The sequence below is a fragment of the Ochrobactrum sp. RH2CCR150 genome, assembly GCA_014138095.1.
In the GTDB taxonomy this organism is placed as follows: Bacteria; Pseudomonadota; Alphaproteobacteria; order Rhizobiales; family Rhizobiaceae; genus Brucella; species Brucella gambitense.
The window spans coordinates 62564-89199 of record JACGXE010000015.1; the positions used below are offsets into that span (position 1 = coordinate 62564).

Sequence of the window (26636 nt, forward strand, 5' to 3'; positions counted from 1 at the left end):
TCATACTCTCCGGAAAGGCTATGACTGCGTACGGCGCTGTTCACGCTCAAGCAGCCGATCAACGAACCGCGCCTGCGGGATCGTTATCAGGATGAAGAGCAGAGCAACCGTTGTCACAGGCGAAAGATTGAAATTGTTTGCGCCAATGATACGCGCCTGATTGAACGCATCGATCGAGCCGATGACATTGACGAGCGCGGTATCCTTTTGAAGGCCGATGAAGTCATTCAGAAGCGGCGGTATGATTCTGCGAACCGCCTGCGGCACGACAACATAACGCAATGTCTGGAAGTAGGACAGACCAAGGGAGCGCGCGGCGGCAACCTGACTGCGGTGGATACTCTCAATACCAGCCCGGTAAACTTCGGCGACATATGCGCCATAGGTGAGCGTCAAAGCGATAATCGCATAGGATTCCGGCGACAGATCCTTCAGATAAGGCAGGCCTGTCAGTGGAATTCCAAAGCCGATCAGATAGATATTGATGATCGCGGGTAAGCCGCGAAACATATCGGTATAAACCGTTGCGATCAGCCGGACGGGTCGCCCCGCTTCTCCTGGCATCAAACGAGCGATTGCAACGATGAGGCCCCAGATCAGAACCAGAATCTCTGCAATAACAAAGATATAGACGTTGACCCAGAAAGCCTTGAGCACCAGCCAGAAGGAACTGGCTATGAGCGGCAGTTGCAGAAATGTGCGGCTGACGGCAAGGTCGTTGGCCAGAAGAAACTGGATGCCGATAAGCACCAGCACCGTTACCGCACCATAACCCAATGTCGAATAGGCGGCTTCGCGCGCTATTGCCGTATTGGCACGCGCAGCAATCAGATCATTCGCAGCAAGCGCCTGGCGGGCAGCGGTCGATGTTCGCCATGATAGCATCGCAGGCTTCAACAACAGGAGTACTGCCAAGCCGCAAAGAAACAACAAAGCTGTTGCGAGAACTCCGCCCGCTCCAAGCTCTGTCAGAGCGCCGTTGACATTATGCAGGGTTTTCCAACTGGCGAATATGACGACCAGTGCGACGATAAGGGCTGTGACTGCCCAGTTCATCGTATCACGCGGCGGCGCGCTGGCGCTCCATCCGCGTTCGCTGTCATAAAGACCAAGGGTAGGCTTGGTACCGGATTGAGGAGTGTTGGCGGTCATCGCGCGAGCCTCCGTTTCTATACGTCGTAATCTCGCCTGTTCTGTATCAGGCAAAGACGAACGATCAGTGGAACGGGTGCATCGGACCGCTATTTGCAGCGATCCGATGCGCAAACGCGATTACGGCTTGAGATAAGGAATCTTGGCCGGATCAGCACCCCAGGCGTCGGCGAGATAAGTTTTGGACAAGGCAGCGAAGGTGCCGTCTTTCTTCATATCTTCGATCATCTTGTTGAAGACGGCCTCGTTGGGCGATCCTTTTGGATAGAGAGCACCATAGGATTCACCAGTGGAATACTGGAATGGCACTTCAACCATGCCATGCGAGTTCGACGCGACGCCGAGCATGATCGACGTATCGTGCAGCCCTGCATCGATCTGGTTGGCCATCAGAGCTGTCGACAGCGCGCCCGTATCGGCAAAGACCTTGACTTCCTTCGGCTTCAGCTTCTGATCGACAAAAGAAGCGCCCGTCGTGCCCTGCATCACGCCAATGCGCAGGTCCTTGACGGTTTCAGGGGTGTAGCTGGTTCCCTTTTTAATCGCCACTCCAATATCAGAATCAAAATATGGCGTGGAAAAATCGACCACCTTCTTGCGCTTATCGGTGATGGACACTTCGGCGAGCGCAATGTCAAAATCCTTGGTCTGGGCTGCAACCAGCGCATCAAAGGACACATTGACGACCTTCACCTTGTCGAGACCCGCACGGTAAGCCATGTCCACTGCCATGCAGTATTCATAGCCGTCTTTCATCGCGTCCGGTGAATCGCCATTCCACCAGGCGGGCGCAGGCAGCGTGGTCTGTACCGTGAGCTGACCTGGAACCGTTGGTTTGATTGGGTCTGAGCCCTTCGTGCCGGTGACCTCACAATTGCCGATTTTCTCGGCCTGGGCGGTTAAACTCGCGCCAAGCAGAGCTGTCGAAACGATCAAGCACTTCGCTATAGAATGTGTGGTTAAGCCAGTTTTCATGTTCTGATTTCCCCTTATTATAATTATTAGAATGTAACGATACGCAACAAATCCTTGGCCTTCACCCAAGACGTAAAGCAACATCCAGACTGTATTTGTGACTCAGTCCATTTCAAAATACAAGCGGGCCTTTTTTGCCCTTGATGATGCCGATGCATCAAAGGGATGTGTCTGATCCGCACAAGGTAGAGCTGGCAATGGTTTTGAACCATGCGGACCCTCTGCGAAGAACAGCGCTCAATAACGGTTATATAATTGCCAATTTCCGAGAGCTGTATCGATATTAATTATGTCTGACTTCGCCAATAAGAAGTTGTAATATTATTCTTGGATTTTTATGTCTTGCATTAATAATAATATTGTTTTCATTATCTGTATAAATATAAAATTTATAATAAAATATCCTGATATTTGCTTTATATAGGCGCAATCTATCAGTTGGAGCCAATCGCCAATTATCGTGGCGCATATCGTTCGATATCCCGATTGCGCAGATATATTATGATGGAAATAATCATAATATACACCATATTGTGAATATTTTTCTATTCTCCAAATTGTCTGAGAAAAATTATAGCTTGCCCCATCGAAGTTGCTTTTGGCGCGCTACGATTGAAAGGAGGGGTCCAATGGTTTCTCCGATGACCGGAGATCCGGCTTGACTACGCCGATCTCATTCACGATCATAACAACATGATTGAAAAGGACACCCATATTGTCTCCCGCTTGGCCGGTATCTCTTTCGCGGGATGCCGGGACGTCAAGCGCGTGATTTGATCAAGCGGATTGCCAATGCCGGTCTTGCCCTTTCGGATGGGGTGTTTTGGCTCGGCTGGTGCCTCGTCCAATCTTTCATAGGAATTGAAAATGGCACAAAACATCTACGACAATCCGAAATTTTTCGCCGGATATAGCCAGCTTCCAAGGCAGGTGCATGGTTTGATGGGTGCTCCAGAGTGGAGTGCAATCAAAGCGCTGTTGCCTCCCTTAAATGGCGCGCGGGTCGCGGATCTTGGTTGCGGTTTTGGATGGGCGTCGCGCTGGATACGCGAAAATGGCGCCGCGTCGGTTATGGGTTATGACCTGTCTGAAAACATGATCAATCGTGCGCGAGCGGATACAGGCGACGACCTGATTGACTATCGCATTGCCGATCTTGACACATTGGAGTTGCCCGCTGATAGCTACGAACTCATCTACAGTGCGCTGACTTTTCATTATGTCGAAAACTTCCACCGCCTTGTCAGGATGATTCACAAGGCCTTGGTAGACGGCGGCGTTTTGGTCTTCACTATCGAGCATCCCATCTTCATGGCCGCGACACAGCCGGGTTGGATTGAAGATAGCGAAGGACAGAAGACGTGGCCGGTCAATCACTATTCTATCGAGGGGGAGCGCCGAACAAACTGGTTTGCGGATGGTGTTTTAAAGTATCATCGCACAATCGGAACGACGATTAATACGCTCATCCAAGGTGGGTTTCATATCGACCGCGTGGATGAATTCGCTCCGACCAGAAGTCAGATCGATGAGAACCCGGGTCTCGCTGAGGAACTGGAAAGACCGATGATGCTGCTGGTTGCGGCCCACAAAGGCTAGTTTGAGTGGTACGTAGGGTCGTCCTGTTCACTTATAAAAACAGGGTGGCCTTTAATAGAGGCTCCAACCAGTCGGCAAAAACCTGAACCCGTTGCGAAAGGTGCTGGCGGTGCGGATAGAGCAATGTGATAGGCAGAGGTTCGGCACGGTGGGCGGGCAGGATTTCGATCAGCTCGCCCGCCTCAATATGATGACGAACATCATAAGAGGGAATCTGGATTAGTCCGAGCCCGGCAAGGCAACAGGCTATATAGGCTTCGGCATTGTTGACGGTTACCCGCCCCCGCAAGAAGACAGAATGATACTGACCATCCTCCAGCCATTCCCATGGTTCTACTCGACCGTTAGACGGCGAAGCATAATTGACTCCCACATGATTTTTGAGATCAACGGGACCGGACGGCACGCCATGCCGGGCAAGATAAGCGGGGCTGGCTACGTTGATAAGCGGGAGTTTGCCAATTGGACGCGCGATGAGAGCGGAATCGCTCAAGGGACCGACACGCAGCACGCAATCCACGCCGTCCCCAATCAGATCTATGGCGCGATCCGTCACGCCAAGATCGATATCGACATCGGGAAAAGCATCAAGAAAGCTGGATATAGCGGGGGCAATGATCAAACGGCCAATACGTCCCGGTACATCGATACGCAGCTTTCCAGAAGGCACGGCGCGATTGCGCCGGAAAAGGCCTTCCGTTTCCTCCACGTCGGCAATCAGCATGACGCAGCGATCATAAAATGCTGACCCTTCCTGTGTAGGTGCAACCTTCCGCGTCGTACGATGCAAAAGTCGAGCGCCGACACGGTTCTCCAGTTCCGCGACTGCTGTCGAGACGGATGAGCGTGGCAGGCCAAGCGTATCGGCAGCGCGCGTAAAGCTTGCCGCTTCGACGACACGAATGAAGATACGAAAAAGATCGATACGGTCCACGCCGCCTCCAAACCAATTGTTCGGCTATTTTGACATATGTTGTCAGAATGATCGTCTTTATGGAAACAATCCAGTCGATAAATTCGAGCTTCAACAGGACTGTGTCGCATATCGTCCCCAAGGAGGCCCATTCAATGACTGATCATTCCATCAAAGGTAAAACCGTCCTCATCGCCGGTGGTGCAAAAAATCTGGGTGGGCTCATTGCTCGCGATCTTGCAGCGCATGGCGCTAAGGCAATCGCGATCCATTACAACAGCGCCGCAAGCAAAGCCGATGCCGATACGACTGTTGCCGCTGTGAAGGCAGCAGGTGCCGAAGCTGTTGCCTTTCAAGCCAATCTGGCCACAGCCGGCGCGACGGAGAAGCTGTTTGCCGACGCCGTTGCTGCCATTGGCAGGCCGGATATCGCCATCAATACCGTTGGCAAGGTTTTGAAAAAGCCGATGACAGAGATTTCGGAGGCTGAGTATGACGAAATGTCTGCGGTCAATGCCAAAGCTGCATTCTTCTTCATTAAAGAAGCAGGCAAGCATCTGAATGATAACGGCAAAATCTGCACATTGGTCACGTCTCTGCTCGGTGCCTACACTCCGTTCTACTCAAGCTATGCTGGTACCAAGGCTCCAGTCGAGCATTTCACACGGGCAGCATCAAAAGAATTTGGCGAGCGCGGGATTTCCGTCACCGCTATCGGGCCCGGCCCGATGGACACGCCTTTCTTCTACCCCGCTGAAGGTGCTGACGCTGTGGCCTATCATAAGACTGCCGCAGCGCTATCAGGTTTCTCCAAGACCGGCCTGACCGATATTGGCGACATCATCCCCTGGATCCGCCTGCTGGTTTCGGAAGGCTGGTGGATGACCGGCCAGACCATTCTCGTCAATGGCGGATACACCACCAAGTAAAACGATTGCGACCGGGCAAGACCCGGTCGCATTCTATGCCTGCAGGTAAATTGGAGCATCGCCGGATCAAAGCGAGTGCTTCCCGATCATTTCTGAGCTTTCTGATATCGCTTGATAAGGCGATCGCGCTTTAACTTCGACAGGCGCTGAAGCCAGAATATGCCGTTGAGCTGATCAATTTCATGTTGATGGCACACAGCAAGCAGACCATCGCATTCTTCCTCCTGCTCCCGGCCATCCAGATCCTGGTATCGAATGCGGATACGCGCATGACGCTCGACGTCTTCTACAATACCCGGCATTGACACACTGCCTTCCTGATGGCGGATTTTTTCATCCGATACCCATAACATCTCAGGATTGATGTAGGTCTTTTCACTGCCAATGCCGGAAAGTTGCAGCACAACGACCCGTGCTGAAACTCCGATATGGGGAGCCGTGATGCCTATCCCCGGCGCAGCACGCATCGTGTCCAGCAAGTCGGCTGCGAGAGCACGCAGATCGTCGTCAAAGGTGATGACAGGTTCGGCGGTTGCCCGTAAACGAGGATCAGGATAGGCGACGATCTCTCTAACTGTCATTCTGTCTCTCTGTTCTTTCCGATATTTAGTGGCAGTGCTACCTGACTAGCGTCAGAGGTTCAATCTTTCGCGCCGGTTTGCGGGGAGACGCGTTGCCGCGCCGTAGTGACTTGCCAGCAGAAACACCACCGAAATACGCGCCGGTTGCGCTATAATAGGAACTCTTGGGCCGAGAAAGAGGTAATGCCGCCTGGCCGAAGAAGGAGTACTTTCGATGGAAACGCCCCTCAGAATTAGAAATGTCCTGCTGAAGGCCTTTGTCATCAACCTGCTGTTCATCATTTTTGCGTGGCTGATGTCGCTCACAGGCGTCACAGCCAGTGCAATGTCTGTATTTTTTGGCTTCAGCGCCGATCAAACGCACATCTATATGGCCAACATCATCGGGTTCTGGAAGGTCTTGAACGTCGTCTTTTTCCTGATACCCGCGATAGCGATTCATTGGGAATACCGAACAAAGAGATAATCGCTGGATTTCGGTATCTAAGCGAGTTCATCGGTGAGAAATTTCGAAACGAAATCGACAAAAGCGCGTACTCGTGACAACGGATAACGACTTGCGGGCCAAAGAAGATAAAATATCCCCGTATTATTGGCTGCTCCCGGGAGAACATCTATCAATGATCCGTCCAATATTTTTCCTTTAACAGCAAAACTCGGCAACATCGCAATTCCATTTCCGTCCAGGGTCAACTGTATAATAGAATCGACAGTTGTTACTGTGAGCGTCTCCGGCGCTCTGGAATTGTCGTCCTCCTGCCCCGCCAGTTCCCATGGGGCAATCTTGCCGGTTTCCGAATAACGGTGCCGGAGACAGCGATGATTCTGGAGATCGGCGACGGACTGAGGCGCACCGCATCGTGCGATATAGTCCGATGATGCGACGAGACACCACGAAAACTCCCCCACTTTTTTATAGAGCAGGCGGCTGTCCTTCGGCTTTCCCGTGCGGATCACCACGTCGAAACCTTCGTCGATGACATCGGCAAAGCGGTCGCTGATATCTATTTCGAGATCGACCTCGGGATAAGCCTTCATAAATGCGCTGACGGCTGCCACCAGCAGCGTGGAGGAAATCGGCAAGCCGATCTTCAGACGCCCATGGGTGCCCTGGGAAGATTGCGACAACTCCGCCTGCGCCACTTCCAACTCGCCCAGAATACGACGGCATCGTTCGAGAAACAGCTTTCCTTCGGTCGTCAACGTGATCGAGCGCGTCGAGCGATGAAACAGGCGCACGTCGAGCTGCTCTTCCAGCTTCTGGACCGATTTGCCGACGGCAGACGCCGAAAGGCCAACAATCTGGCCCGCTTCGCGAAAACTTCTTTTTTCGGCGGCGTGTACGAATGTCTGCAGCGCGCCGAAATGATCCAATTTCAGTTTCATACCGGAAAATCCTTCCGCAATGTTCTGAATTCAAGCCTCATTTAGCTGCCGCGTCAACGGTCATATAAAACTCCCGAGAAAAATTAATTGACGCCGTTCAGGAGAACCAGAACATGAGCAGCCTTTTCAAGCCGTTTAACCTTTCGGGTCTGGCACTGCCCAATCGCATTGTCATGGCGCCGATGACCCGTTCGCGGAGTTTCAGTGGCGCAGCCGATGAGCTGGTCGCACTCTATTACAGCCAGCGTGCGACAGCCGGACTGATCGTTACCGAAGGCACGCCGATTTCCCGCGAAGGGCAGGGCTATCTTTTCAACCCCGGTATTTTCACCGAAGAGCAGGTCAAGGGCTGGCGTCTGGTCACGCAGTCCGTCCACAGCGCGGGCGGACGCATTTTCGCGCAGCTTTGGCATGTCGGTCGCATTTCTAATCGTTCGATTCAGGAAGACGGCAAGGCACCGGTGAGTTCGACGGGTCGGGTGGCATCGGGGGCCATGTCTTTTGTTCCCAATGCCGATGGGCAGCCGGATTTCGTGCCTGTCTCTGAACCGCGCGCCCTCACCACCGATGAAGTGAAGCGGGTTATCGGAGATTTCGTTCAGGCCGCACGCAACGCGGTGGAAGCTGGCTTTGACGGTGTCGAATTGCATGGCGCAAACGGCTATCTGCTGGAGCAGTTCATCAACCCGCTGGTCAATGATCGCGACGATATCTACTCCGCTACGACTATCGAAAATCGCTTGCGTTTCGTGCTTGAAACGGTGGATGCCGTATCCGACGCTATCGGCGCCAGCCGCGTTGCCATTCGTCTGTCGCCTTATGGCACCATTCACGACAACCCGCTTTTCCCGGAACTTGAAGAGACCTATGTGGCTCTGGCTGCGGAACTCGGCAAGCGCGGCATTGCTTATGTTCACGTCATGGATCAATCTGGACAGGTCAAGCTGCCATACGGTGAACGCCCCGTCAGCGATGCGATTCATGGTCTGATGGAACAATGGCGCCCCTTGCTGCCGGATACGGCGCTCATTCTGGCCGGTAGCCTCGACCATGCACGCGCACAGCGTCTGATCGATGCCGGATTGATCGATCTGGCTGCATTCGGTCAGCCTTACATCGCCAATCCCGATCTCGTCGAGCGTCTGCGCAACAACTGGCCCCTGACCGAGCCGGATCGTGCGACTTATTATGGTGGCGGACGCGAAGGCTACGTCGATTACTCGCCTTATAGCGGACGTCCGCTGGTCGCTTAATCACGGGGTTCTCTTGGGAAAATTCACGCGCGCCTCACCGGGCCGGTGGATTGCTTCGGTCTGATCGCGCCGCCTTACAACCCCTTCATTCCTATTGGCACCGGTGTCCCTCTCATTATGCAAGTTGGGGATGCCGGGTCACTTCGCCCGAGATCATTCGTATCGGGCTTTCTCGAGAAAGGACGAAACCGTGTTTTCTAAAATCATATCCGCCGGAGCACTATTGAGCGCTACAATGCTGTTTTCGCCGCCTGTTCTGGCGCAGGAAAACGTGCTGCCTTCTATCAATACGCCGCCGGAAGTTTCCAAAGCGAACCTGGCGAAAGTCAAAGCCGAAAAGCACGGTCAGTATGCCGTTCCTGATGGCTTCAAGAGCGGCATGGTGGAAACCGATGGTATTCGCCTGCACTATGTCAGCGGAGGCGAGGGTAAAGGTGATCCGATCATCTTCGTGCACGGCTTCGGCTCTACCTGGAAAATGTGGGAACCAGCTCTGAAGAAGTTCTCAGCAAACCATCAGGTCATCGCTCTCGACCTGCCTGGTTTGGGTCAGTCGGAACCTTCTGCTGCGGGCTATGATGCAGAAAAGATGAGTACCTATCTTCTGGGCGCGATCAAGAGCCTGACCAACAACCAGCCTTTCACCTATGTCTGCCATGATCTGTGCAACTCGGCTTCCTATCCAATGGTCGCCAACAATCAGGATATCATCAAGAAGGTGGTGTTCATGGATTCGCCGATCCCCGACAAGGCGATGTGGACCTATCCAGGTTTGACTCCAAACGGTCCAGGCCTTGGCTGGCATTTCGGCTATTTCTCGTTTGGCGATATCGCTGAAAAGATGGTCTCCACCGATCCGGTCCTGTTCATGAGCTATTTCATCAAGGAATATGCAGGCAAGAAGGACGTTTTCACGCCTGAACTGCTGGATGAGCTGATCGAGCCCTATTCGACCCGTGCCAATCTGCATGCCGCCTTTGGCTATTATCAGTCGCATTCCGACAGTATCCGCCAGAATGAAGCTCTGCTCGCCGCTGGCAAGCAGTTGACCATCCCGGTCTATTCGATCAGCGGTGCAAAGGGCGTCAACGACGTTCTGCTGAAGCAGCTTGAAGCGCGCTTCGTAAAGGACACCAGCAAGCTGGGTTCGACCATTCTTCCAGATACCGGCCATTGGCTGCTTGAAGAATCGGCCCCGGAAGTCAACGCGCTGCTTGAGAACTTTATCGACAAGTAAGCTGCGCCCATCTTCATCACTGGTTTCGCGATCGTAACAAGCCACGTAACGGTCGCGAAACCATGTTGGTGTTGCAAATGGCGAATATCGTGAATGTGGTTGTTGAAACGAGCAATTGGAGACCCAAATGACTGTATCACCCATGATCCGAACGATGATGGCTGTCATCGCCCTGGGAACCGCTACGCCTGCGATGGCTGACCCTCTGCTTGGTGATTTCGACTACGGCTGGCCGGTCCAGCGACAAACCATACTTAGCCAGAACGAGGCCATGACAATGGCCTATATTGATGCCCGTCCCGAGCAGGCCAATGGCCAGACGGCCGTTCTTTTGCATGGCAAGAATTTCTGCGGCGGCACATGGGAAACGACGATCAAGGCTCTGACAGGAGCTGGATACAGGGTCATCGCTCCCGATCAGATAGGGTTCTGCAAATCAACGAAGCCAGCGCGCTATCAATATGGTCTGCACGCGCTTGCCGACAACACGCATCAGCTTTTGACCGCGCTTAACATCGAAAAACCGGTTCTCGTCGGTCATTCGATGGGCGGGATGCTGGCCATACGCTACGCGCTGCAATATCCGGATGAACTCCAGAAACTGGTCGTGGTCAATCCATTGGGGATGGAAGACTGGCGCGCCAAGGGCGTACCCAATGCGACAGTCAATGCGCTCTACGCCGGCGAACTGAAGACCACACGGGCGAGCATCAAGGCCTATCAGCAATCGACCTATTATGCCGGAACGTGGAAACCTGAATTCGACCGGCCCGTCGATATGCTGGCATCCATGTATGAAGGTCCGGGTGGAAATATCGTTGCCTGGCATCAGGCTTTGACTGCCGACATGGTTTTCAACCAACCGGTAGTCCACGAGTTCGAGAAGCTGCGTGTGCCAACCGTGCTGATGATCGGCCTGAAGGACAATACCGCCATGGGTAGGAACCGCGCCGATAAGGAACTCGCGGCAACGCTCGGCAATTATCCGGTGTTGGCAAAGGAAGCTCAGGCGCGTATTCCGAATTCGCAGCTGATCACCTATCCTGACTACGGGCATAGCCCGCAGATGCAGGATCCAGAGCGCTTCAATGCCGATCTTCTGAAAGCAATCGCACCGGCGCAATAGCGCGATGTCTGTCGTTTCGGCGGCTTCAAAAATGTGCAGAGCCAGATCGAGGCTCTCACATTCCGCTTGGTTGAGTTGCTGAACCTGACTGAAACGAGGGTCGAGAGCGGTTTTGTCGATTGGCTCTTGACTTAGAGTGCACTCTAACAATTAGCTTCTTCTGCGTCGTGACGAAAGAAGGGCTCCGATGAAGATTGGCGAGTTGGCGAAGAGATCAGGACTGTCGGCCTATACGATCCGTTATTATGAGCGGATCGGGCTGCTTCCCTTTGCCGACAGAGATCAATCGGGCCAACGTGATTACGACGCATCGATCCTGACCTGGATAGAATTTCTGGACCGTCTCAAGATGACTGGAATGCCTATTCGGGAAATGTTGCACTATGCAGCTTTGCGGGAGCGCGGCGTTGGCACGGAAGAAGAACGCGGCGCGTTGCTGGAACAGCACCGTGAGCGTGTCCGTGCACATGTGGCCAAACTACAAGCCTGCCTTGTCGTCCTCGACACCAAGATTGCCGGATATGCCGGCGAGGAACAGAGGATGAAAAACTATGACGCATCAATTACCGAACCAGGGCGAAAGCAGGCTGGAACGCGGCAAGCGCGCACTCGCTGAAATTGACGGCAATGCTGGCCACAATGTCATCGCCGCTTTGGCTGACATTGCCCCCGATTTTGCAGATTACGTTTTCGAGTTTTCATTTGGTGACATTTACAGTCGTCCCGGCCTTGATCTGCGTGCTCGCGAGATTGCGACGATTGCAGCGCTGACAGCGATGGGAACGGCCACTCCACAACTGAAAGTCCACATCGAGGCTGGGCTGAATGTTGGTCTGACCAAAGACGAGATCATTGAAATCATCATACAGATGGCGGTCTATGCAGGCTTCCCTGCGGCGCTCAACGGACTGTTTGCAGCCAAGGAAGTCTTTACCGCTCGGTTTGCCGGGCAGCAGGGGGCCGCGGCTTGAAACTGGATTGGCGATATTGCGCTCCCATTGGGGGCGCAATATGCGGCTTTGGATTGAAATCAGATTTCTTGAAGCTTCCGCACCAGCGTATAATCTCAGCCTTAGAAACGTAAGAATAAGAGAGGCGGGGTCACTTGGATATTCGCAATTTCAATGGATTTGTCGCAGCTGCGGAGCTGATGAATTTTACACTTGCTGCACAACGGCTCAATATCACCCAGTCAGCATTGTCACGCCAGATCAAGGGGCTTGAAGATTATCTGGGTGTCGAACTCTTCGAGAAAAGCGGGCGGAACGTGAAGCTCACGGCCTATGGCGATGCTCTTCTGGAAAAAGTAAACGACATTGTACGGGCTGATCGCAGTCTGAGGGTTCTGGCCGATAACCTCGGCAGCGGCGAAAGCGGTGTCTTGAAATTGGGTGCCTGTTCGCAACTCATTGAACGTTATTTACCGAAGTTTATCAAGAATTGGAGCCGGGAAAATCCGGGCGTGAGCATTCGCATTGAAGATGGCGGCGGACCGGAACTGGCTGATAAGTTGCGGGCGGGTGCTGTTCATCTGACGATCAGCGCGCGTCCTCTCGCGCCAGTCGATCTATTTGAATCGGTTTCCCTCGGGCGACTGAGCTTTCTGGCTGTCACAACAGAGGAATTTTTATCCGACGAAGTCCAGTCCATCGAATTAAACGACCTCCTGCGTTTGCCAATCCTGACACTTAATCAGCGCCACGCGTCACGTGAAGTCTTTGACGCAGCATGTAAACTGGCAGGGATTGCACCCACAATCGTGCTCGAGAGCTATTCACCGCATACATTATTCTCAATGGCCGAGGGTGGAATTGGCGTGGCCGTCGTTCCTTCTTCGGCCGTCAAATTTGGGCCGCCATTGATCGGGAAACCGATTACTTTGAAGGGCCAGCGGGTTTACTTTGATATATGCGCGATGTGGAGCTATGCGTCGCCTCTGCCCGAATACGGGATGCGTTTCGTTGAAGCATTAAAGGATCACATCATTGCCGAGACTATCTGATCGGATTCGCCCCATCTATTCATGAGCGGGCTAAGAATTCGCTGGCGCGCATAACCTATTCCAATTTCGCATTGATATTTGATAAAATTATTCATTGGACGAATTGATTTCGCACCGATTACCTTCGCTTTCTGAACCGCAAAGCAGGACATTGCATTGGGTTAGAAGGGGTTGGGCAAATGCAAAAGTCTGCTTGGGGTGTTATCAATCAAGAGAGAATAGTTCTTGCGCTGGCGATTGTCATGTTCATCGCGGCCTCCGTTGCTTTGCCCGGCTTTCTGACCGCTGAAAATCTGATTGCCGTCATACGCTCCGTTTCGGTTCTGGGCATATTGGCTTTGGGCATGGCCATCGTGATCATCGGACGAGGGATTGATCTTTCGACTGTGGCAATCATGGCGATGTCTGTCGCGTGGTATTTGCAACTATTGGGGGCGGGAACATCCGACGCCATGGCGATTGCCTTTGTTCTGACAGGCGTTGTGGGCATCGGTCTTCTCAATGGATTTCTCGTGGCCTATGCGGAAGTGCCTGCGATCTTTGTCACGCTTGCAAGCGGCTCCTTCGTTTTTGGCTATGTTCGCTCACAGCTCATCACGCAGGACGCAGTGCCCGTTCCTAGCGGTCATTGGCTCGAACTATTGGGCGGCCTTCGCTATTTCGACATCCCCGTCGAAGTGTTTATCTTTGCGGGTTTAAGTCTCGCTATCTTTGCATTTCTGCGTTTCACGAAATGGGGAAGATACGTCTATTATGCGGGTGACAACCCCGTTTCGGCTCGCAATTCCGGTATGCCTGTTCGGCCCATGATCGTGTTGCGTTATGTGCTTTCCGCGCTGATCGGTTTTGCGGCGGGTCTTCTAACGGCGGCAAGCCTGCATTCGATCAATACACGGGTCGTGAATTCTACTCTGCTGTATGACATTGTTCTGGTTGCGGTTATCGGCGGCATTGGCTTGTCTGGCGGCAAGGGTGGCGTGCGCAATGTTCTGGTCGGCGCCGCACTGATTGGCATCCTGCTCAATGCCATGACTATTCTCGATATTCCGCTGCTTTATCAGAACCTCATCAAATCCACCATTCTGCTGGCCGCTATCATCATCGACGGCATTATCAATCCGCGTGATGAACAGACAGCGCAGCAGGGCGACATATAATCGGTTTCAAGACAGTCGGAATGGCTGTTCAAAGGAGAAGGGACATTATGAAGCTTTTCAGGACAATTCTGGCGGCAACCGCCATCATGTCCACGGTTCTATCCGTGCAAATGGCAAAAGCAGCCGAAGATCCAGGTCCGGCCGCTTATGAAAAGGCGCTCAAGGGCAAGCGTGTTTTACTCGTGCCCATGACGATGGGTTTCGACCTGGCGCAAGGATGGGCGGCTTACCTCAAGAGCGAGGTTGAGGGGTTCGGCGGCATTTTCGAAACACGCGATCCAAACTGGAGTGCCGAAGCAGGTGCGCAGGCCATCACCGAAGCCATCGCGTCTGATACCAAGCCCGACGTTCTCATCGTACAATCGCCCGATCTCAACTCTTATGCCAAGCTTTTCAAGAAGGCGCAGGCAGCGGGAATTTACGTCATCGCCATTGATAATCCGGTCAACTATGCCGTCGATGCCTTCATTGGCTCCGATTGGGATCGTCTGGGGCAACTTGAAGCCGAAGCGGTTATAAAGGGTTGCGGAGCAAATTCTTCAAAGAAAATTGCGCTCATCCAGGGAGATCAGGTCAACGCATCTAGTCTCTATCAATATGCTGGCATCACCAAGGTTCTTGAAAAGAACCCGGATTTCCAGGTCGTTGCTAAACCAGACTCCAATTGGGATGCCACGACAGCACGCAATGCAACGACCACAATCCTGCAGCAGCATCCAGACATTTGCGGCATTATCGATTTCTGGGACGGTGACGCTACCGGGACTGCCGCTGCAATCCGCGACGCCAAGCTTCAGGACAAGATCTTTCTTGTGACGACGGGCGGCGGTGAAAAGACTGCAGATTGCGATCGTCTTGAAGACAACACCTATGGTGCCGTCGTGATGACAGACCTCGCGCGCCAATCGGGCGATATCAATGCGATCATCAAGTTCCTTCTGCAAAGCGGCCAGCCTGCAGGAACGTCGCACACCTATATTTACACGCTCGAAAAGGCGACGACCAAAAAGGATCTCAATCCCGCCAGTTGCTGGGATGTCAAGGCGCTGCAGGCACAGGCAGCTCAATAATATCGGCTTAACCGGCTGGAGAGTTGCCGGGGCTGATTGAAAAACCGACAGATCGCCACGCGCTTTTCTTTGGCGCATGGCGATCTGATATTTGGCGGAACACATCAAATTTCCGGAAGTCCCTATGTCGTTACGAGAACGTATCAAGGCTTGGCGCTATAACTACATTCCTGATCATCTGATCGGTGAGGTGCTGACAAAACGCTGGACTGATAACGCCATTCCCTTTGCCGTGCTTGTGGCAACGATTGCGCTTTTTGGATCACAGGTATCAGGGTTCTTCAAGATCTCGTCCTTGCAGGAATCCACACGCCAGTTGGGTGAGTTCTCCCTGGTGGTCACTGGGCTCACGGTTGTTATGCTGGGCGGTGGCATTGACCTGTCAGTCGGCTCGATCTTTGCGCTTTCTGCTTTCTCTGCGGTCACCGTATTCTTCATCTTCGAGCAGCCGGTCTGGCTAGCGCTGCTTGCTTCCATTGCTACCGGCGTAGTCTATGGTGCGATCAATGGGTATCTGGTTGGCATTTTAAGACTGCGTGCGTTTATCACCACGCTGGTGACATTTATCATCGGTCGCGCCATATACGATATTCTCGTCGTGAATTTTGCTGCCGCCGTGCAAACGTCTCTCGCTTCTTCCGATGTTTGGGATTTCATTGGTGACGAAACTGTTTTCGGTTTTTCCGCGTCGGTGATTGCGGCAATCGTGATGGCTGTCGTTACACATATCGTTCTCACGCGATCTCGGCCAGGCTGGCATATTCTGGCTGTCGGCGGCTCTCGCCGCTCGGCACATAATGCCGGTATCCGTGTGCGCCGAACGGTATTCTTCACCTATGTCTTCTCGGGATTGTGCTCATCTCTCGCTGGCTTTCTCATTGCTTGTCGTTTGAGCGGTGTTGGACCCGGCACAGGCCTGAATCTCGAAATTCTGGCGCTTACCGCAGCGGTGGTTGGTGGTAACAGTCTGGGTGGCGGTCGCGGCTCGGTCGTGAAGGGTGTGATGGGCGCGATCATCGTTCTCGTCATGACCAACGGGCTCATTCGTCTCGGTTACGGGACGGGCACAACGCAGCTTGTTCTGGGCGTCATGCTCGCCGTTGCTGTGACAGTCGATATTCGCTGGCTGAAGAACCGTCACAAAGTTCTCAACGAGATTTATGTGGCGCCGGTCTATCTCAAAATGGGTGAGACCTTGTCGGCGGCCCCGGGATCCGGCACACCATATGAACTGGATGACCGCCTTTCGGGCACAGATTATATCGGTCTTGGCGAACTCGAAGGGCCGGAAGACGTCATTCTTGATCGCAATGACAATCTCTATTGCGGAACCCGCCATGGAGAGATCATACGCTTCTTTGCTCCAGACTATTCGCGTTCGGAAGTCTTTGCTCACGTCGGCGGCTTTCCGCTCGGACTTGCCTTTGACAAGGCTGGCAATCTGATTTCCTGTGTCGGAGCGATGGGTCTATATTCCATTTCGCCAGAGCGGGAAGTGAAGAAACTGTCGGCAGAGACCGCGCGCTCATTGACGTCTATTGTAGATGACGCGCGCTTGCGTGATCCCAATGACTGCGACATTGCACCCGACGGACGCATATATTTCACTGATTCAACCAAACGCTATGACGCTCATGACTGGGCGCTCGATTCCATTGAGAACCGCCCAACTGGACGGCTTCTGGTTTATGACCCCAAAGACGGTTCGACGAAAACACTTCTGGATGGCTATCGTTACACCAACGGTGTCTGTGTGGCCCATGACGGAAAGTCGATCTATTTTGCCGAAAGCTGGGCCTGCAGGGTACATCGCTATTGGCTGGAAGGACCAAAGGCAGGAACGGCTGAATGTGTCATCAAAGACATGCCCGGTTATCCGGACAATATCAATCGCGCATCTGATGGAAGCTACTGGATGGCGTGGCTCGGCATGCGCACGCCAAGCTTTGATCTATCACTGCGCCATCCTGATATGCGCAAGCGCATGACGCGTCGTCTACCACAGGATGAGTGGCTGTTCCCTAATATCAACACCGGCGGTGTGGTAAAGTTTGATGAAACGGGAAAGATCATCGATACGCTGGGCGATTTGTCGGGTGTTTCGCACCCTATGGTAACCTCCATGCGCGAACACAAGGGTTATCTCTTTGTCGGCGGCATCCTGAACAACCGTATCGGTCGTTATAAGATCGCGGGCGCTGCCACGGACTGGACAGGTCCTGCCTCGTACTGGGGAGAAAAACAATGATCTTTGATCCGATCCTGGATTTCTTCCGCGGCAAGGCTGTGACAATACCACCGCTTGATGGTGCATTCCGTCCCAATACCCTTCTTGATGAGGCTTCGGTTTTTGCAGACCTCAACGAGGCTGATAATCTTGTTGTGTCCGGGGGCGCGCTTCTCGCTTCGAGCGGGAACGCTGTTTTCCGGTTGACCGCCAATAACGCGCCGGAAGTCGTTGAGCACTTTTCTGCCCCGGTGACGAGCCTCGCGTCTGGACCTTCGGGTGAACTCGCCGTGGCCCTCGAAACCGGAAAACTCCTCATCGACAATCACGAGCAGCCTTTGCCTGCGAAGATTGGTTGCATCACAGCTCTCAGCTACGCTGTGGATGGAACCTTGTGGTTGGCCAATGGGTCTGCGGATCACTCGGCGGCCAATTGGTCCGCCGATTTGATGCGCCATGGCTCGTCAGGCTCCATCTGGAAGCGGACTGTTGGCGCTACACAGTTTCAGCAAGTGGCTTCGGGACTCGCATACCCTTATGGGCTTTTGCCGACCGCCGGCGGCTTGGTCTTTAGTGAAAGCTGGAAGCACCGGCTGGTTTTTCTCGATGCAGAAACAGGCGAAAAACGCATCGTTGCTGACAAGTTGCCGGGTTATCCTGCTCGCCTGTCGCCAGCGTCAGGTGATGGTGCGTGGCTGGCGTTTTTTGCGCCACGCAATCGACTGATCGAGCTTGTTCTGCAGGAGAGATATTACCGTAGTGATATGATTGATCAGGTTCCGCAGGAATTCTGGATTGCACCCGCATTGTCGTCTGGACGCAGTTTTCTTGAACCACTGCAATGCGGTGGCATCAAAACAATGGGCGTTCATAAACCATGGGCTCCAAGCAGGTCCTATGGACTTGTCGTGCGGCTCGACAGGCAATTCCAACCGGTTCTCAGCTATCATAGCCGAGCCAATGGCCAGCGCCATGGTACTTGCAGCGTTATCGAACACAACGGACGGTTGCTGGCGGCCAGCAAGGGCGGCGACTGTGTTGTTGATGCGGGATGGGTCGATCATAGCCATGAGAAGGTGCACTGATGGCTCAGACAGACGATATTGTTGTCGAAATGAAGAACGTCACCAAGGAATACCGTGGCGTTCCCGCTGTGAAGAATGTCGATTTCAGATTGAGGCGTGGCGAGGTTCACTCGTTGCTTGGTGAAAACGGGGCCGGAAAATCGACCCTCACCAAGATGATTGCCGGTGTCGTTGAGCCGACCTCGGGCGTCTTGATTTACAATGGAAAAGAAGTTCGTTTTTCATCGCCGAATGAAGCGTTGGAAGCAGGCGTTGCAATGGTCTTTCAGGAGACCAGTCTGGTACCTTCCATGACAGTTGCGCAGAACCTCTATCTCGGTTCCGAAAAATTCCTTAATCGTCTCCGAGGTATCTATATTTCAGCGCAACAATTTTTACAGTCGCTGAGCTTTTCCGTAGATCCGACTGCGATGGTGGAAACGCTTGGAGCGGCCAAAAAGCAGATGGTCGAGATTGCCCGTGCTGTACATCATAATGCAGAAGTCATCATCTTCGATGAGCCGACAGCAACGCTAACGCCGGAGGAAAAACGCCATTTCTTTGCGCTGATCCGACGGTTGAAAGCCAAGGGTGTTTCGATTGTGTTCATCAGCCATGCGCTGGAAGAAGCGCTGATGATTTCGGACAGGATCACAATCCTGCGTGATGGAGAATTGGTCGCTAGCGGTGCGGTTGAAGATTTCGACCGCGAAAAGATCGTGGCCGCGATGGTCGGCCGTTCTCTTTCGGGTGAGCTATATCGCCAGCGAGATGCGTCGGGTTTGCGTCAGGCGGGCCGAAAAATACTGTCGGTTCAAGATATCTCCATGGGGAGTGCGGTTCGCAACAACTCGTTTTCAATCTTTGAGGGTCAGATCACCGGCGTCTTTGGGCTGATTGGATCTGGCCGGACCGAAACATTCAAAGTCATTTCCGGGATTTACAAACGAGACTTTCTGCGCGGAGGTACTATAGAACTCGATGACAAACCAGTTCGCTATTATGTGCCGCGCGAAGCCGTAAAATCGGGGATCGTCTACATCACTGAAGACCGGAAAAGCGAAGGCTTTTTTGAAACAATGTCAATTGCGGAAAACCTTTTTGCGGGTGTTCTGGCTGCCGATAAAGAACAGTCGAGCATCGTAAGCCTGAAGGAAATGCAGGCGCTTTCCTCGCAATGGATCAAGCAGCTCAATATTCGCGCGATCAATGACAATGCCAGGGTGGTTGAATTGTCCGGCGGCAATCAACAGAAGGTCGTTATAGGCAAAGGTCTGGTGCAGGAGCCTCGCCTGGTGATTTTCGATGAGCCGACACGTGGCGTGGATGTCGGCGCGATTGCTGAAATCCATCAGCTGATCAACGAGTTGGCTGATGCGGGGCTGGCTGTCGTTGTGATTTCGTCTTATCTACCTGAAATCATGAATCTTTCCGACCGAATTCTTGTTTGCAGACAGGGGCGTATCGTCGAGGAGTTCTCGCCAGCAGAAGCGACGGAAGAAAAGATCATGTATGCGGCAGTACACTAAGGCCGCTTTGACTACGGAACTGCTACCAAACGCACCCGCAGCTTCTATTGGGAATGGGCGCACGCCTGAGGAGAAAGACCATGGCCACTGTCAGACTGTTGAGTGATGCAGACGTTGAGAAGGATGCTGCAGTTAAAGCCGTCTTCGATGATATACGCGCAACCAGAAAATCAGATTTCGTCAATAATTTCTGGCGTGGTCTTGCTAACGATCCTGTCAATTTGAAGCGCGTCTGGGAACAGCTCAAGTCGATCATGGTTGCACCGGGAGCCCTCGATCCCGTTGTGCGTGAGATGATCTATATTGCCGTATCAACAGCCAATGGCTGTCAGTATTGCGTTCACTCTCACACAGCTTCAGCGCGCGCCAAGGGGATGACCGATGCGCAACATGGTGAACTCCTAGCGGTTATTGGTTTGGCTGCCCAAACCAACCATATCGTGACGGCCCTGCAAATTCCGGTCGACCCAGAATTTGATGTCAAAAGCTGAGGGCATTCCATGAGTGAAGCCTATGCCTATGTCGCGCGTAAGCCGGGCGGTCCAGACGTTCTTGAATGGACTGAAGTTGACGTTCCTAAACCCGGGCCGGGCGAGGTTCAGCTGCGCCATACGGCGATCGGGGTCAACTTCCTCGATACCTACTACCGCAGCGGTCTTTATCCGTGGCCGCAACCGACAATGGTTCCGGGAGCGGAAGCCGCAGGTGTTGTCACAGCCGTGGGACAGGGGGTGAACGGATTCTTGCCGGGAGACCGCGTCGCCTATGTCATGCAGCATGGCGCTTATTGCACCTTGCGGAATCTGCCGGCATCGCAGCTTGTGATCATACCAGACGGATTGAGTGATGTTGTAGCGGCAAGCGCCATGTTGAAAGGCTTGACGACACAGTATCTCGTCACTTCATCTTATACAGTAAAGCCGGGTGATGTTGTTCTCGTCCATGCCGCAGCAGGCGGTGTCGGGCTTTTGCTTGGACAATGGTTGAAGGTCTTGGGAGCTAGGACAATCGGCACTGCCGGGTCTGATGACAAGGTCGCTCTCGCACATGATCATGGATATGATCACGTCATCAATTATCGTGAAAAAGATTTCGTGTCGGAAGTTCTGTCGATCACAAAGGGGCTGGGCTGTGCTGTTGTTTATGACAGCGTTGGTGAAGACACATGGCGCGGCTCGCTGCAATGTTTGCAGCGTTTTGGCTGTTTTGTGAACTTCGGTCAGTCTTCCGGGCCTATTCAGGGGTTTGAACTGTCTCTTCTTGCAAAGGGATCTCTGTCCGCGATCCGACCAGTGCTGTTCGATTATATTGCCGAGAAAAGCGACCTGGAAAGACGATCGCAAGAGCTGTTTCGACGGCTAGCTTCAGGTGAGGTTCGGGTCGATCATATTACGCAGCGGTCCATGGATGAGGTTGTGGCCGTTCATAGTGATCTTGAGGCGCGCAGAACAACAGGATCGATAGTCCTAATTCCATCGTAACAACAGCGCGTTGAGCTGCTTGAGGGAGACGACAGTGGCTGGCTCGCTCATCGCGCAGTTGGGCGGACGATCAAAAATGAGGAAACACGAATTGCGCAGTGCTTACAAGAAATCCGGGATGCATCAGGAATAGAGCGGAACAATTGGGTGAATGACAGGTTGATCCTCATTAGTAAGAGAGGATCGTCAAATGACCGCACCACAACTCGATACTGAACGCATTTGGTCAACGGGTTTCAGGCAAATGTCGGGAAATCCCAACGAGATACCACCTCCGGAGCCGGAAAAACTGCCAGAACCGCCGCCTGAAACGATACCGGCCCCCGATGGTGAGCCGGTCAGTCCAGATGAGCCGGAGCAGATACCGCCGCTCCCTGACCCCGGGCAGCCTTCGCCAGAACCGAATAATCCGGACCAGCCAGTGATGCTCGGCCGCCGATGGAAGGCGTTCAACTTTTCGTACCGCTGATGTATCGGATTAAATCACTCCAATTGAAGCGGATAACCGGGAGTGCATTTTACTTCGCTTGATGTCGTTTTGCCCTGCGGGTCGCATTGCGAAGCAACTCTTCAACATTCACATTGGCACGCTCGTTCCCGTTCTCGTCTTCGATGGCTGTTCGGATTGCTTCGACTTCGCTCTCAGTCAAATGTTCAATGCCGATAAGCTGCGAACGCGCGCCCTTTACACAACGAAGCACCTCATCCAGCTTGGCTTCTACGGCTGTAGAATCGCGGTTCTGCGAGTTCTGGATCAGAAACACCATCAGAAAGGTGATGATCGTGGTGGCGGTGTTCACGACGAGCTGCCAGGTATCAGAAAACCCGAAAAGCGGACCTGAGCAGGCCCAAACAAGAATGAACCCCAGAGCACAGCCGAAAGCATAGGATGTTCCTGCCAGCTCTGCGATGCTCTGAGAAAGACGAGTGAAAAAATTCTCCACGACAACTCCTCCGCGTCAGTCAGCGCGCCAATTGCTATGGTTCGATACAACGCAAAGCGCTTGTTAAAACTCACGAGTTCACTTGTAAGTTCCGCATCTGGCGGATTTCGCGGCAAAAACCGATATCTTGCAGAGTGGTTGCAGTATTTGCTAAGGCCTATGGCAAGAGAGTAAGGCACCGCTGGCACACTTATCGGCGTGTGTTTGACATGGCCCTCGGCTTAAAAGCCGTGAAAAACCATATCAATGGCTGCGACGATCTCGTCATGTGCGGCCTTAAGGTTTGTCACGGGCTCGCTCAGAACCGAGACCGGAATTGCCGCCATGAACTGGGTGACGAGAATATAGGCTTCACCCTCAATCTCAAAACTGGGATTAAGGCGTTTTGCTGGGAGCGGGGCTGATGTTTTGCTGATGAGCGGAATAACAATGCGCGTTTTCAGCTCATCGAGCAGGTCGGCCTGCACGTCCAGCACATAGCCGCCGCCGGGGTTCGGGTAGACGTCGTATCGAGCCATCAGAATTGGCGATAGCGTTCGAGAGGCAGGCCGTTTGCTTCGACATAAGCGTTCGAGCTTTGTATCGCAGCGCGGTTTTCTTCTTTCCAGCGCGTCGCCTTGGCGGCTGCAACCGCCTGCGCGATTCCAAGTTCAGCCGCTCTGGAAATATTGATCTTATGCCGACGGGCCTCCGCAAGAAGCTCGCTATCGATTGAGAGATTGGTCGCACGCTTGAATATGCGTGCTGCTTCATGCTCCGACATATCACAGTCTCCTTTCTGACGAGTATATGCGCATATTCATGTGCATACAACTATGGCAGGCTTTTGAAGCGATTATCATCGCGCTTGACAAACGCATAGCTACGTAGCTATGAATTAATCCATAGCTATAGAGGTATGAATAAAGTGACTGTGACGCGAGATGAAGTTTTCAAAGCACTGGCCGATCCAACGCGGCGGGCGATATTTGAACGCCTTTGTCGCGAGGGCGAGAAAACGGTCACGGTTCTGACGGCGGGAGCAGGGGTTTCTCAGCCTGTCGTCTCAAAGCACCTTGCCGCGTTGAAGCGGGCGGGGCTTGTGAGCGATCGCCATGAAGGCCGCCAGAGCCATTACAAAGCCGAATATGCTGCTTTGGCGCCGCTTATAGACTGGGCGCGGGAAATGACCGGCTTTTGGGAGAGGAAGTTTGACGCCCTTGAAGATTTGTTGAGGAGGATGGACCAATGAGCGAGATATCAACTGAGACCCGTACGGTGGTTGTCGAGCGCGAGATACCTTATCCGCCCGAGAAGCTCTGGCGCGCACTGACCGAGCCTCATCTGATCGCCGATTGGCTGATGAACAATGATTTCGCGCCGACTGTCGGCCATCAGTTCAAGCTTCGCGGCGAGTGGGGTGGTGTGCTGGATTGTGAAGTACTGGTAGTCGAGCCGAACACGCAGCTGTCCTACACCTGGAATCATGTCCACGAGAATAGCGCTTACAATCTTAGAAGCGTCGTGACTTTGACACTCAAACCGACTGCCTCCGGCACACATTTGCGAATGGAGCAGACGGGTTTCATGCCGGATCAGACGCAGGCGTTTCATGGTGCACAACACGGGTGGCAGGGCTTCCTCGAAAAGCTCGAATCCGTGGCGGGCAATGTGGATTGAACTTGCCGCTTTGAAGACTGCTCGGAGCGCGCGAAACGGAAGATTAACAAAAGAGCCAGCCACCAAGCCTGTGGCTGGTTTCTGAAGGGGAAAGAACAAATGGCCTTGAATAGATCCATCCGGCAGGTTCACCGCTGGCTATCGATTATATTTACTCTGACCGTTATTGCGAATTTCGCCACCATGGCTTTCGGCCAACCGCCAGCATGGGTGGTCTATTCACCACTTTTGCCGCTGTTTGTGTTGCTGGCGACGGGGCTATATCTCTTTTTCCTGCCTTATTCGATGAAACGAAATGGCTGATGGAAAGCTCAGCCATTTCGCCTTCGAGTGAAGCTTAGCGGTTGTTCATCAATGCCTGCACTAGATCGGCTTCGAGATCTTCCGGATCTTCGAGGCCGATGGAAATGCGAATGAGCTGAGCGCTAATTCCGAGTTGGCTTTTCTGGTCTTCGGGAACAACTGCATGGGTCAGCGACGACGGGTGCTGAATGAGGCTTTCCACGCTTCCAAGGCTGACTGCAAAGTGGAAATAGCGTGTCGAAGTCAAAATGCGCTCGACCCGTGCGAGGTCGCCGCCGACTTCGATAGAGATTACACAGCCGAAATTGATCATCTGGTCGGCGGCCATTTTATGCTGCGGATGGCTCGTCAGGCCGGGATAGACAACCCTGTTCAGGCCCAGTTCTTCCGCTCTTTGTTCAAGGCTGGTTGCCAGCTTCAGCGCCGTTTGCGACTGCCGGATACTGCGAATTTCGAGAGTTTTCAAAGAGCGGTGCAAAAGAGCGCAATCTGCAGGCGACATGACGGAGCCGAGGGCGTTCTGCAAATAACCCACCCGCTTTGCAAGCCCCGCAGGTGCATTCGCCGATACGGCGACAACACCACCCAGCAGGTCTGAATGACCGTTCAGCATCTTTGTTGCCGAGTGAACGACGACATGGATTTCATGGTCAATCGGGCGTTGGCCAGCGGGAGATGAGAAGGTGCTGTCACAGACAGTAATCGCACCTGCCTTGTTGCCAAGCTCCGCAACCAGCGACAGATCAACAATGCGGAGCGTTGGATTGGACGGCGTCTCAAACCAGAGCAGGGCAGGCTTGTGCGTGGCCACGGCTTCACGCAGCGCGGCCTCGTCGGAAAAATCTACAAAGCGCACATTCTGCGCGGCTGTGATTGGCCGAACATCGGCGAGCAACCGGTAGACACCGCCATAGAGATCATTATGAGCCAATATGGATGAACCTGCGGGAAGCGCCTCCAGCAAGGTCGCGGCTGCGGCAAGTCCGCTCGGGAAAACAAATGCGGTTTCTGCGCCTTCAAGGTCTGCCAGACAGCGTTCAAGGTTGTTTCTGGTTGGATTGCCGCTTCGCGTATAGTCATATCCCTTGCTCGCCCCGATACCATCCTGCACATAGGTCGTCGCATGATAGATCGGCGGGATCACGGCTCCGGTCAACGGATCGGGTTCCTGACCAACATGGATCGCGCGCGTTGCAAAACCAGCCTGGTTGCGAGGAGGGTTCTTGGACAATTTTCCGTCTTTCTGTCGTTGGTCTGTCAGTAATTGGACTGCTTATCAGTTGCGTGCCCGGTCCGTGATCAATTTTCCGAATTCTTCGCGAGCAACAGGTCAGTAAATGATCAGTTCGCTCGTATCCTTCAGATATAGCGGGTGCCCCGGCGAACCATTGTTGGTGATCTTCAGCGCATGGAGCGTGATATTGTTGTTTCGCAACATGTTCGTCACGACTTCTCCGTGATGCGCCAGCTTCTTGTGAAGCGATCCATAGGCCATGACGACAATTGCCGCGCCTCTGGCCTGCTCGAGAATTGTCTGAATATTCTCATCGGTGCAGGGGATAACGCCTTCTTCCAGCAACATTTTCGGATGTGTCGCACGATAGTCCATGACGTTGCATTTTACATAGCGGCTGTAACCCCAGCGGCGTGTAAATTTCTGTTCTTTGAAAACCGTTGGATCATCAACATCATAGGCTGCAGTGCTTGGATTCATGCCAATCCAAAGCACGTACCCGTCTTGATCGCCGCCGTCCCATTCACGCGTCAAAAGCCGACGATATCGGCCACAGTCAGAAAAGAGTGCATCTCCTCTGATTTCCGGTTTGATTTTCAGACGAACTTTGCCGCCCGGATCATGGGATTCGTGACTCATAATGCCTGCTTCTCTGACTATATAGTTTTCACGACTTCGTATCGTGGACTTATCAGCCAGCGTGCCGCACGCCTAGCATATTATACAGTGCGAGTAGATTTTCTCCTGAGCTGCGCGCCACCGGGACCCTTTCAGAGATGGTGCATGAAAGGCGGCTCGATAGCCGCCTTTCTCTA

Annotated in this window: 30 protein-coding genes; 20 read left to right on the forward strand and 10 right to left on the reverse strand. The window is 53.2% G+C overall.

The genetic code is table 11. From position 1 onward, the window contains the following. Window positions 1-18: 18 nt before the first annotated feature. Both FHW03_RS21665 and FHW03_RS21670 read right to left on the reverse strand, forming a co-directional pair. Window positions 19-1152: an amino acid ABC transporter permease gene (locus FHW03_RS21665; RefSeq protein ID WP_377515422.1), complete on the reverse strand. Its 1134-nt coding sequence runs from the start codon at window positions 1150-1152 to the stop codon at window positions 19-21. Between the two features lie 120 nt (window positions 1153-1272). Next, complete coding sequence (locus FHW03_RS21670; protein ID WP_210277371.1) at window positions 1273-2127, reverse strand: ABC transporter substrate-binding protein; 855 nt, start codon at window positions 2125-2127, stop codon at window positions 1273-1275. Between the two features lie 867 nt (window positions 2128-2994). Here FHW03_RS21670 and FHW03_RS21675 point away from each other — a divergent pair. Continuing rightward, window positions 2995-3726: a class I SAM-dependent methyltransferase gene (locus tag FHW03_RS21675; protein ID WP_182522531.1), complete on the forward strand. Its 732-nt coding sequence runs from the start codon at window positions 2995-2997 to the stop codon at window positions 3724-3726. Window positions 3727-3757: 31 nt separating this feature from the next. On the opposite strand, the gene FHW03_RS21680 is transcribed toward FHW03_RS21675, so the two are convergent. Continuing rightward, window positions 3758-4660, reverse strand: coding sequence for a LysR family transcriptional regulator (locus FHW03_RS21680; RefSeq protein ID WP_182522532.1), 903 nt, complete (start codon window positions 4658-4660; stop codon window positions 3758-3760). Between the two features lie 134 nt (window positions 4661-4794). Between FHW03_RS21680 and FHW03_RS21685 the strand changes: the two genes are divergently transcribed. Beyond that, complete coding sequence (locus FHW03_RS21685; protein ID WP_182522533.1) at window positions 4795-5568, forward strand: SDR family oxidoreductase; 774 nt, start codon at window positions 4795-4797, stop codon at window positions 5566-5568. 86 nt (window positions 5569-5654) lie between these two features. Here FHW03_RS21685 and FHW03_RS21690 read toward each other — a convergent pair whose 3' ends face one another. After that, complete coding sequence (locus FHW03_RS21690; RefSeq protein ID WP_182522534.1) at window positions 5655-6149, reverse strand: peptide deformylase; 495 nt, start codon at window positions 6147-6149, stop codon at window positions 5655-5657. A gap of 214 nt (window positions 6150-6363) precedes the next feature. Between FHW03_RS21690 and FHW03_RS21695 the strand changes: the two genes are divergently transcribed. Further along, window positions 6364-6615, forward strand: a complete 252-nt coding sequence (locus FHW03_RS21695; protein ID WP_182522535.1) for a hypothetical protein — start codon at window positions 6364-6366, stop codon at window positions 6613-6615. Between the two features lie 17 nt (window positions 6616-6632). Here FHW03_RS21695 and FHW03_RS21700 read toward each other — a convergent pair whose 3' ends face one another. Then, window positions 6633-7535 (reverse strand): LysR family transcriptional regulator, encoded by a 903-nt coding sequence (locus tag FHW03_RS21700; protein ID WP_182522536.1) that lies wholly within the window; start codon window positions 7533-7535, stop codon window positions 6633-6635. A 113-nt stretch (window positions 7536-7648) separates the two neighbouring features. On the opposite strand from FHW03_RS21700, the gene FHW03_RS21705 reads away from it, so the two are divergent. The 14 genes from FHW03_RS21705 to FHW03_RS21770 all read left to right on the forward strand — a co-directional run bounded on the left by FHW03_RS21705 (window position 7649) and on the right by FHW03_RS21770 (window position 22150). After that, a complete protein-coding gene (locus FHW03_RS21705; protein ID WP_182522537.1) occupies window positions 7649-8788 on the forward strand; it encodes an alkene reductase in 1140 nt (379 codons plus the stop codon). A gap of 223 nt (window positions 8789-9011) precedes the next feature. Further along, the gene (locus tag FHW03_RS21710) at window positions 9012-10025 is read left to right on the forward strand and encodes an alpha/beta fold hydrolase (protein WP_210277372.1); all 1014 of its coding nucleotides are present in this window, start codon (window positions 9012-9014) and stop codon (window positions 10023-10025) included. Between the two features lie 127 nt (window positions 10026-10152). After that, entirely contained in the window at window positions 10153-11151 is a 999-nt protein-coding gene (locus FHW03_RS21715) for an alpha/beta hydrolase (RefSeq protein ID WP_280994603.1), read from the forward strand. Window positions 11152-11338: 187 nt separating this feature from the next. Beyond that, entirely contained in the window at window positions 11339-11767 is a 429-nt protein-coding gene (locus FHW03_RS21720) for a MerR family transcriptional regulator (RefSeq protein ID WP_182522538.1), read from the forward strand. Continuing rightward, window positions 11703-12122 (forward strand): carboxymuconolactone decarboxylase family protein, encoded by a 420-nt coding sequence (locus tag FHW03_RS21725; RefSeq protein WP_182522539.1) that lies wholly within the window; start codon window positions 11703-11705, stop codon window positions 12120-12122. The genes FHW03_RS21720 and FHW03_RS21725 overlap by 65 nt, the downstream gene beginning before the upstream one ends. A gap of 134 nt (window positions 12123-12256) precedes the next feature. Then, a complete protein-coding gene (locus tag FHW03_RS21730; protein WP_182522540.1) occupies window positions 12257-13153 on the forward strand; it encodes a LysR family transcriptional regulator in 897 nt (298 codons plus the stop codon). A gap of 179 nt (window positions 13154-13332) precedes the next feature. Further along, on the forward strand, window positions 13333-14310 hold the full coding sequence (locus tag FHW03_RS21735; RefSeq protein ID WP_182522541.1) for an ABC transporter permease: 978 nt from the start codon (window positions 13333-13335) through the stop codon (window positions 14308-14310). A 47-nt stretch (window positions 14311-14357) separates the two neighbouring features. After that, window positions 14358-15380 (forward strand): sugar ABC transporter substrate-binding protein, encoded by a 1023-nt coding sequence (locus FHW03_RS21740; protein ID WP_182522542.1) that lies wholly within the window; start codon window positions 14358-14360, stop codon window positions 15378-15380. 124 nt (window positions 15381-15504) lie between these two features. Next, on the forward strand, window positions 15505-17628 hold the full coding sequence (locus FHW03_RS21745) for an SMP-30/gluconolactonase/LRE family protein (RefSeq protein WP_182522543.1): 2124 nt from the start codon (window positions 15505-15507) through the stop codon (window positions 17626-17628). Beyond that, on the forward strand, window positions 17625-18692 hold the full coding sequence (locus FHW03_RS21750) for a hypothetical protein (protein WP_182522544.1): 1068 nt from the start codon (window positions 17625-17627) through the stop codon (window positions 18690-18692). Before FHW03_RS21745 ends, FHW03_RS21750 begins: the two co-directional genes overlap by 4 nt. After that, window positions 18692-20200, forward strand: coding sequence for a sugar ABC transporter ATP-binding protein (locus FHW03_RS21755; protein ID WP_182522545.1), 1509 nt, complete (start codon window positions 18692-18694; stop codon window positions 20198-20200). Before FHW03_RS21750 ends, FHW03_RS21755 begins: the two co-directional genes overlap by 1 nt. Before the next feature lie 80 nt (window positions 20201-20280). Next, window positions 20281-20691: a carboxymuconolactone decarboxylase family protein gene (locus FHW03_RS21760; protein ID WP_182522546.1), complete on the forward strand. Its 411-nt coding sequence runs from the start codon at window positions 20281-20283 to the stop codon at window positions 20689-20691. A 9-nt stretch (window positions 20692-20700) separates the two neighbouring features. Next, window positions 20701-21681, forward strand: coding sequence for a quinone oxidoreductase (locus tag FHW03_RS21765; protein ID WP_182522547.1), 981 nt, complete (start codon window positions 20701-20703; stop codon window positions 21679-21681). 190 nt (window positions 21682-21871) lie between these two features. Next, window positions 21872-22150: a chitin-binding protein gene (locus FHW03_RS21770; RefSeq protein WP_182522548.1), complete on the forward strand. Its 279-nt coding sequence runs from the start codon at window positions 21872-21874 to the stop codon at window positions 22148-22150. Between the two features lie 49 nt (window positions 22151-22199). Here FHW03_RS21770 and FHW03_RS21775 read toward each other — a convergent pair whose 3' ends face one another. The 3 genes from FHW03_RS21775 to FHW03_RS21785 form a co-directional block, all read right to left on the reverse strand. Beyond that, on the reverse strand, window positions 22200-22625 hold the full coding sequence (locus FHW03_RS21775; RefSeq protein WP_182522549.1) for a low affinity iron permease family protein: 426 nt from the start codon (window positions 22623-22625) through the stop codon (window positions 22200-22202). A 221-nt stretch (window positions 22626-22846) separates the two neighbouring features. After that, the gene (locus FHW03_RS21780; RefSeq protein WP_182522550.1) at window positions 22847-23143 is read right to left on the reverse strand and encodes a CcdB family protein; all 297 of its coding nucleotides are present in this window, start codon (window positions 23141-23143) and stop codon (window positions 22847-22849) included. After that, window positions 23143-23388, reverse strand: a complete 246-nt coding sequence (locus FHW03_RS21785) for a type II toxin-antitoxin system CcdA family antitoxin (protein ID WP_113534456.1) — start codon at window positions 23386-23388, stop codon at window positions 23143-23145. The genes FHW03_RS21780 and FHW03_RS21785 overlap by 1 nt, the downstream gene beginning before the upstream one ends. Before the next feature lie 135 nt (window positions 23389-23523). Here FHW03_RS21785 and FHW03_RS21790 point away from each other — a divergent pair, with 135 nt between their 5' ends. The 3 genes from FHW03_RS21790 to FHW03_RS21800 all read left to right on the forward strand — a co-directional run bounded on the left by FHW03_RS21790 (window position 23524) and on the right by FHW03_RS21800 (window position 24587). Continuing rightward, complete coding sequence (locus tag FHW03_RS21790) at window positions 23524-23856, forward strand: metalloregulator ArsR/SmtB family transcription factor (protein ID WP_210277373.1); 333 nt, start codon at window positions 23524-23526, stop codon at window positions 23854-23856. Continuing rightward, on the forward strand, window positions 23853-24284 hold the full coding sequence (locus FHW03_RS21795; protein ID WP_182522551.1) for an SRPBCC domain-containing protein: 432 nt from the start codon (window positions 23853-23855) through the stop codon (window positions 24282-24284). The genes FHW03_RS21790 and FHW03_RS21795 overlap by 4 nt, the downstream gene beginning before the upstream one ends. A gap of 99 nt (window positions 24285-24383) precedes the next feature. Then, complete coding sequence (locus tag FHW03_RS21800) at window positions 24384-24587, forward strand: hypothetical protein (protein ID WP_182522552.1); 204 nt, start codon at window positions 24384-24386, stop codon at window positions 24585-24587. 34 nt (window positions 24588-24621) lie between these two features. Here the strand turns inward: FHW03_RS21800 and FHW03_RS21805 are convergent, their stop codons facing one another. Next, on the reverse strand, window positions 24622-25818 hold the full coding sequence (locus FHW03_RS21805; protein WP_182522553.1) for a PLP-dependent aspartate aminotransferase family protein: 1197 nt from the start codon (window positions 25816-25818) through the stop codon (window positions 24622-24624). 99 nt (window positions 25819-25917) lie between these two features. After that, the gene (locus FHW03_RS21810) at window positions 25918-26460 is read right to left on the reverse strand and encodes a DUF1643 domain-containing protein (protein ID WP_182522554.1); all 543 of its coding nucleotides are present in this window, start codon (window positions 26458-26460) and stop codon (window positions 25918-25920) included. Window positions 26461-26636 lie beyond the last annotated feature (176 nt).

Coding starts and splice junctions, on each gene's coding strand:
- FHW03_RS21745 (WP_182522543.1), top strand. CDS start 15,505: ATGTCGTTACGAGAACGTATCAAGGCTTGGCGCTATAACTACATTCCT.
- FHW03_RS21790 (WP_210277373.1), top strand. CDS start 23,524: ATGAATAAAGTGACTGTGACGCGAGATGAAGTTTTCAAAGCACTGGCC.
- FHW03_RS21665 (WP_377515422.1), bottom strand. CDS start 1,152: ATGACCGCCAACACTCCTCAATCCGGTACCAAGCCTACCCTTGGTCTT.
- FHW03_RS21750 (WP_182522544.1), top strand. CDS start 17,625: ATGATCTTTGATCCGATCCTGGATTTCTTCCGCGGCAAGGCTGTGACA.
- FHW03_RS21675 (WP_182522531.1), top strand. CDS start 2,995: ATGGCACAAAACATCTACGACAATCCGAAATTTTTCGCCGGATATAGC.
- FHW03_RS21770 (WP_182522548.1), top strand. CDS start 21,872: ATGACCGCACCACAACTCGATACTGAACGCATTTGGTCAACGGGTTTC.
- FHW03_RS21765 (WP_182522547.1), top strand. CDS start 20,701: ATGAGTGAAGCCTATGCCTATGTCGCGCGTAAGCCGGGCGGTCCAGAC.
- FHW03_RS21695 (WP_182522535.1), top strand. CDS start 6,364: ATGGAAACGCCCCTCAGAATTAGAAATGTCCTGCTGAAGGCCTTTGTC.
- FHW03_RS21705 (WP_182522537.1), top strand. CDS start 7,649: ATGAGCAGCCTTTTCAAGCCGTTTAACCTTTCGGGTCTGGCACTGCCC.
- FHW03_RS21740 (WP_182522542.1), top strand. CDS start 14,358: ATGAAGCTTTTCAGGACAATTCTGGCGGCAACCGCCATCATGTCCACG.
- FHW03_RS21685 (WP_182522533.1), top strand. CDS start 4,795: ATGACTGATCATTCCATCAAAGGTAAAACCGTCCTCATCGCCGGTGGT.
- FHW03_RS21810 (WP_182522554.1), bottom strand. CDS start 26,460: ATGAGTCACGAATCCCATGATCCGGGCGGCAAAGTTCGTCTGAAAATC.
- FHW03_RS21700 (WP_182522536.1), bottom strand. CDS start 7,535: ATGAAACTGAAATTGGATCATTTCGGCGCGCTGCAGACATTCGTACAC.
- FHW03_RS21690 (WP_182522534.1), bottom strand. CDS start 6,149: ATGACAGTTAGAGAGATCGTCGCCTATCCTGATCCTCGTTTACGGGCA.
- FHW03_RS21760 (WP_182522546.1), top strand. CDS start 20,281: ATGGCCACTGTCAGACTGTTGAGTGATGCAGACGTTGAGAAGGATGCT.
- FHW03_RS21725 (WP_182522539.1), top strand. CDS start 11,703: ATGACGCATCAATTACCGAACCAGGGCGAAAGCAGGCTGGAACGCGGC.
- FHW03_RS21800 (WP_182522552.1), top strand. CDS start 24,384: ATGGCCTTGAATAGATCCATCCGGCAGGTTCACCGCTGGCTATCGATT.
- FHW03_RS21785 (WP_113534456.1), bottom strand. CDS start 23,388: ATGTCGGAGCATGAAGCAGCACGCATATTCAAGCGTGCGACCAATCTC.
- FHW03_RS21720 (WP_182522538.1), top strand. CDS start 11,339: ATGAAGATTGGCGAGTTGGCGAAGAGATCAGGACTGTCGGCCTATACG.
- FHW03_RS21715 (WP_280994603.1), top strand. CDS start 10,153: ATGACTGTATCACCCATGATCCGAACGATGATGGCTGTCATCGCCCTG.
- FHW03_RS21780 (WP_182522550.1), bottom strand. CDS start 23,143: ATGGCTCGATACGACGTCTACCCGAACCCCGGCGGCGGCTATGTGCTG.
- FHW03_RS21670 (WP_210277371.1), bottom strand. CDS start 2,127: ATGAAAACTGGCTTAACCACACATTCTATAGCGAAGTGCTTGATCGTT.
- FHW03_RS21735 (WP_182522541.1), top strand. CDS start 13,333: ATGCAAAAGTCTGCTTGGGGTGTTATCAATCAAGAGAGAATAGTTCTT.
- FHW03_RS21795 (WP_182522551.1), top strand. CDS start 23,853: ATGAGCGAGATATCAACTGAGACCCGTACGGTGGTTGTCGAGCGCGAG.
- FHW03_RS21755 (WP_182522545.1), top strand. CDS start 18,692: ATGGCTCAGACAGACGATATTGTTGTCGAAATGAAGAACGTCACCAAG.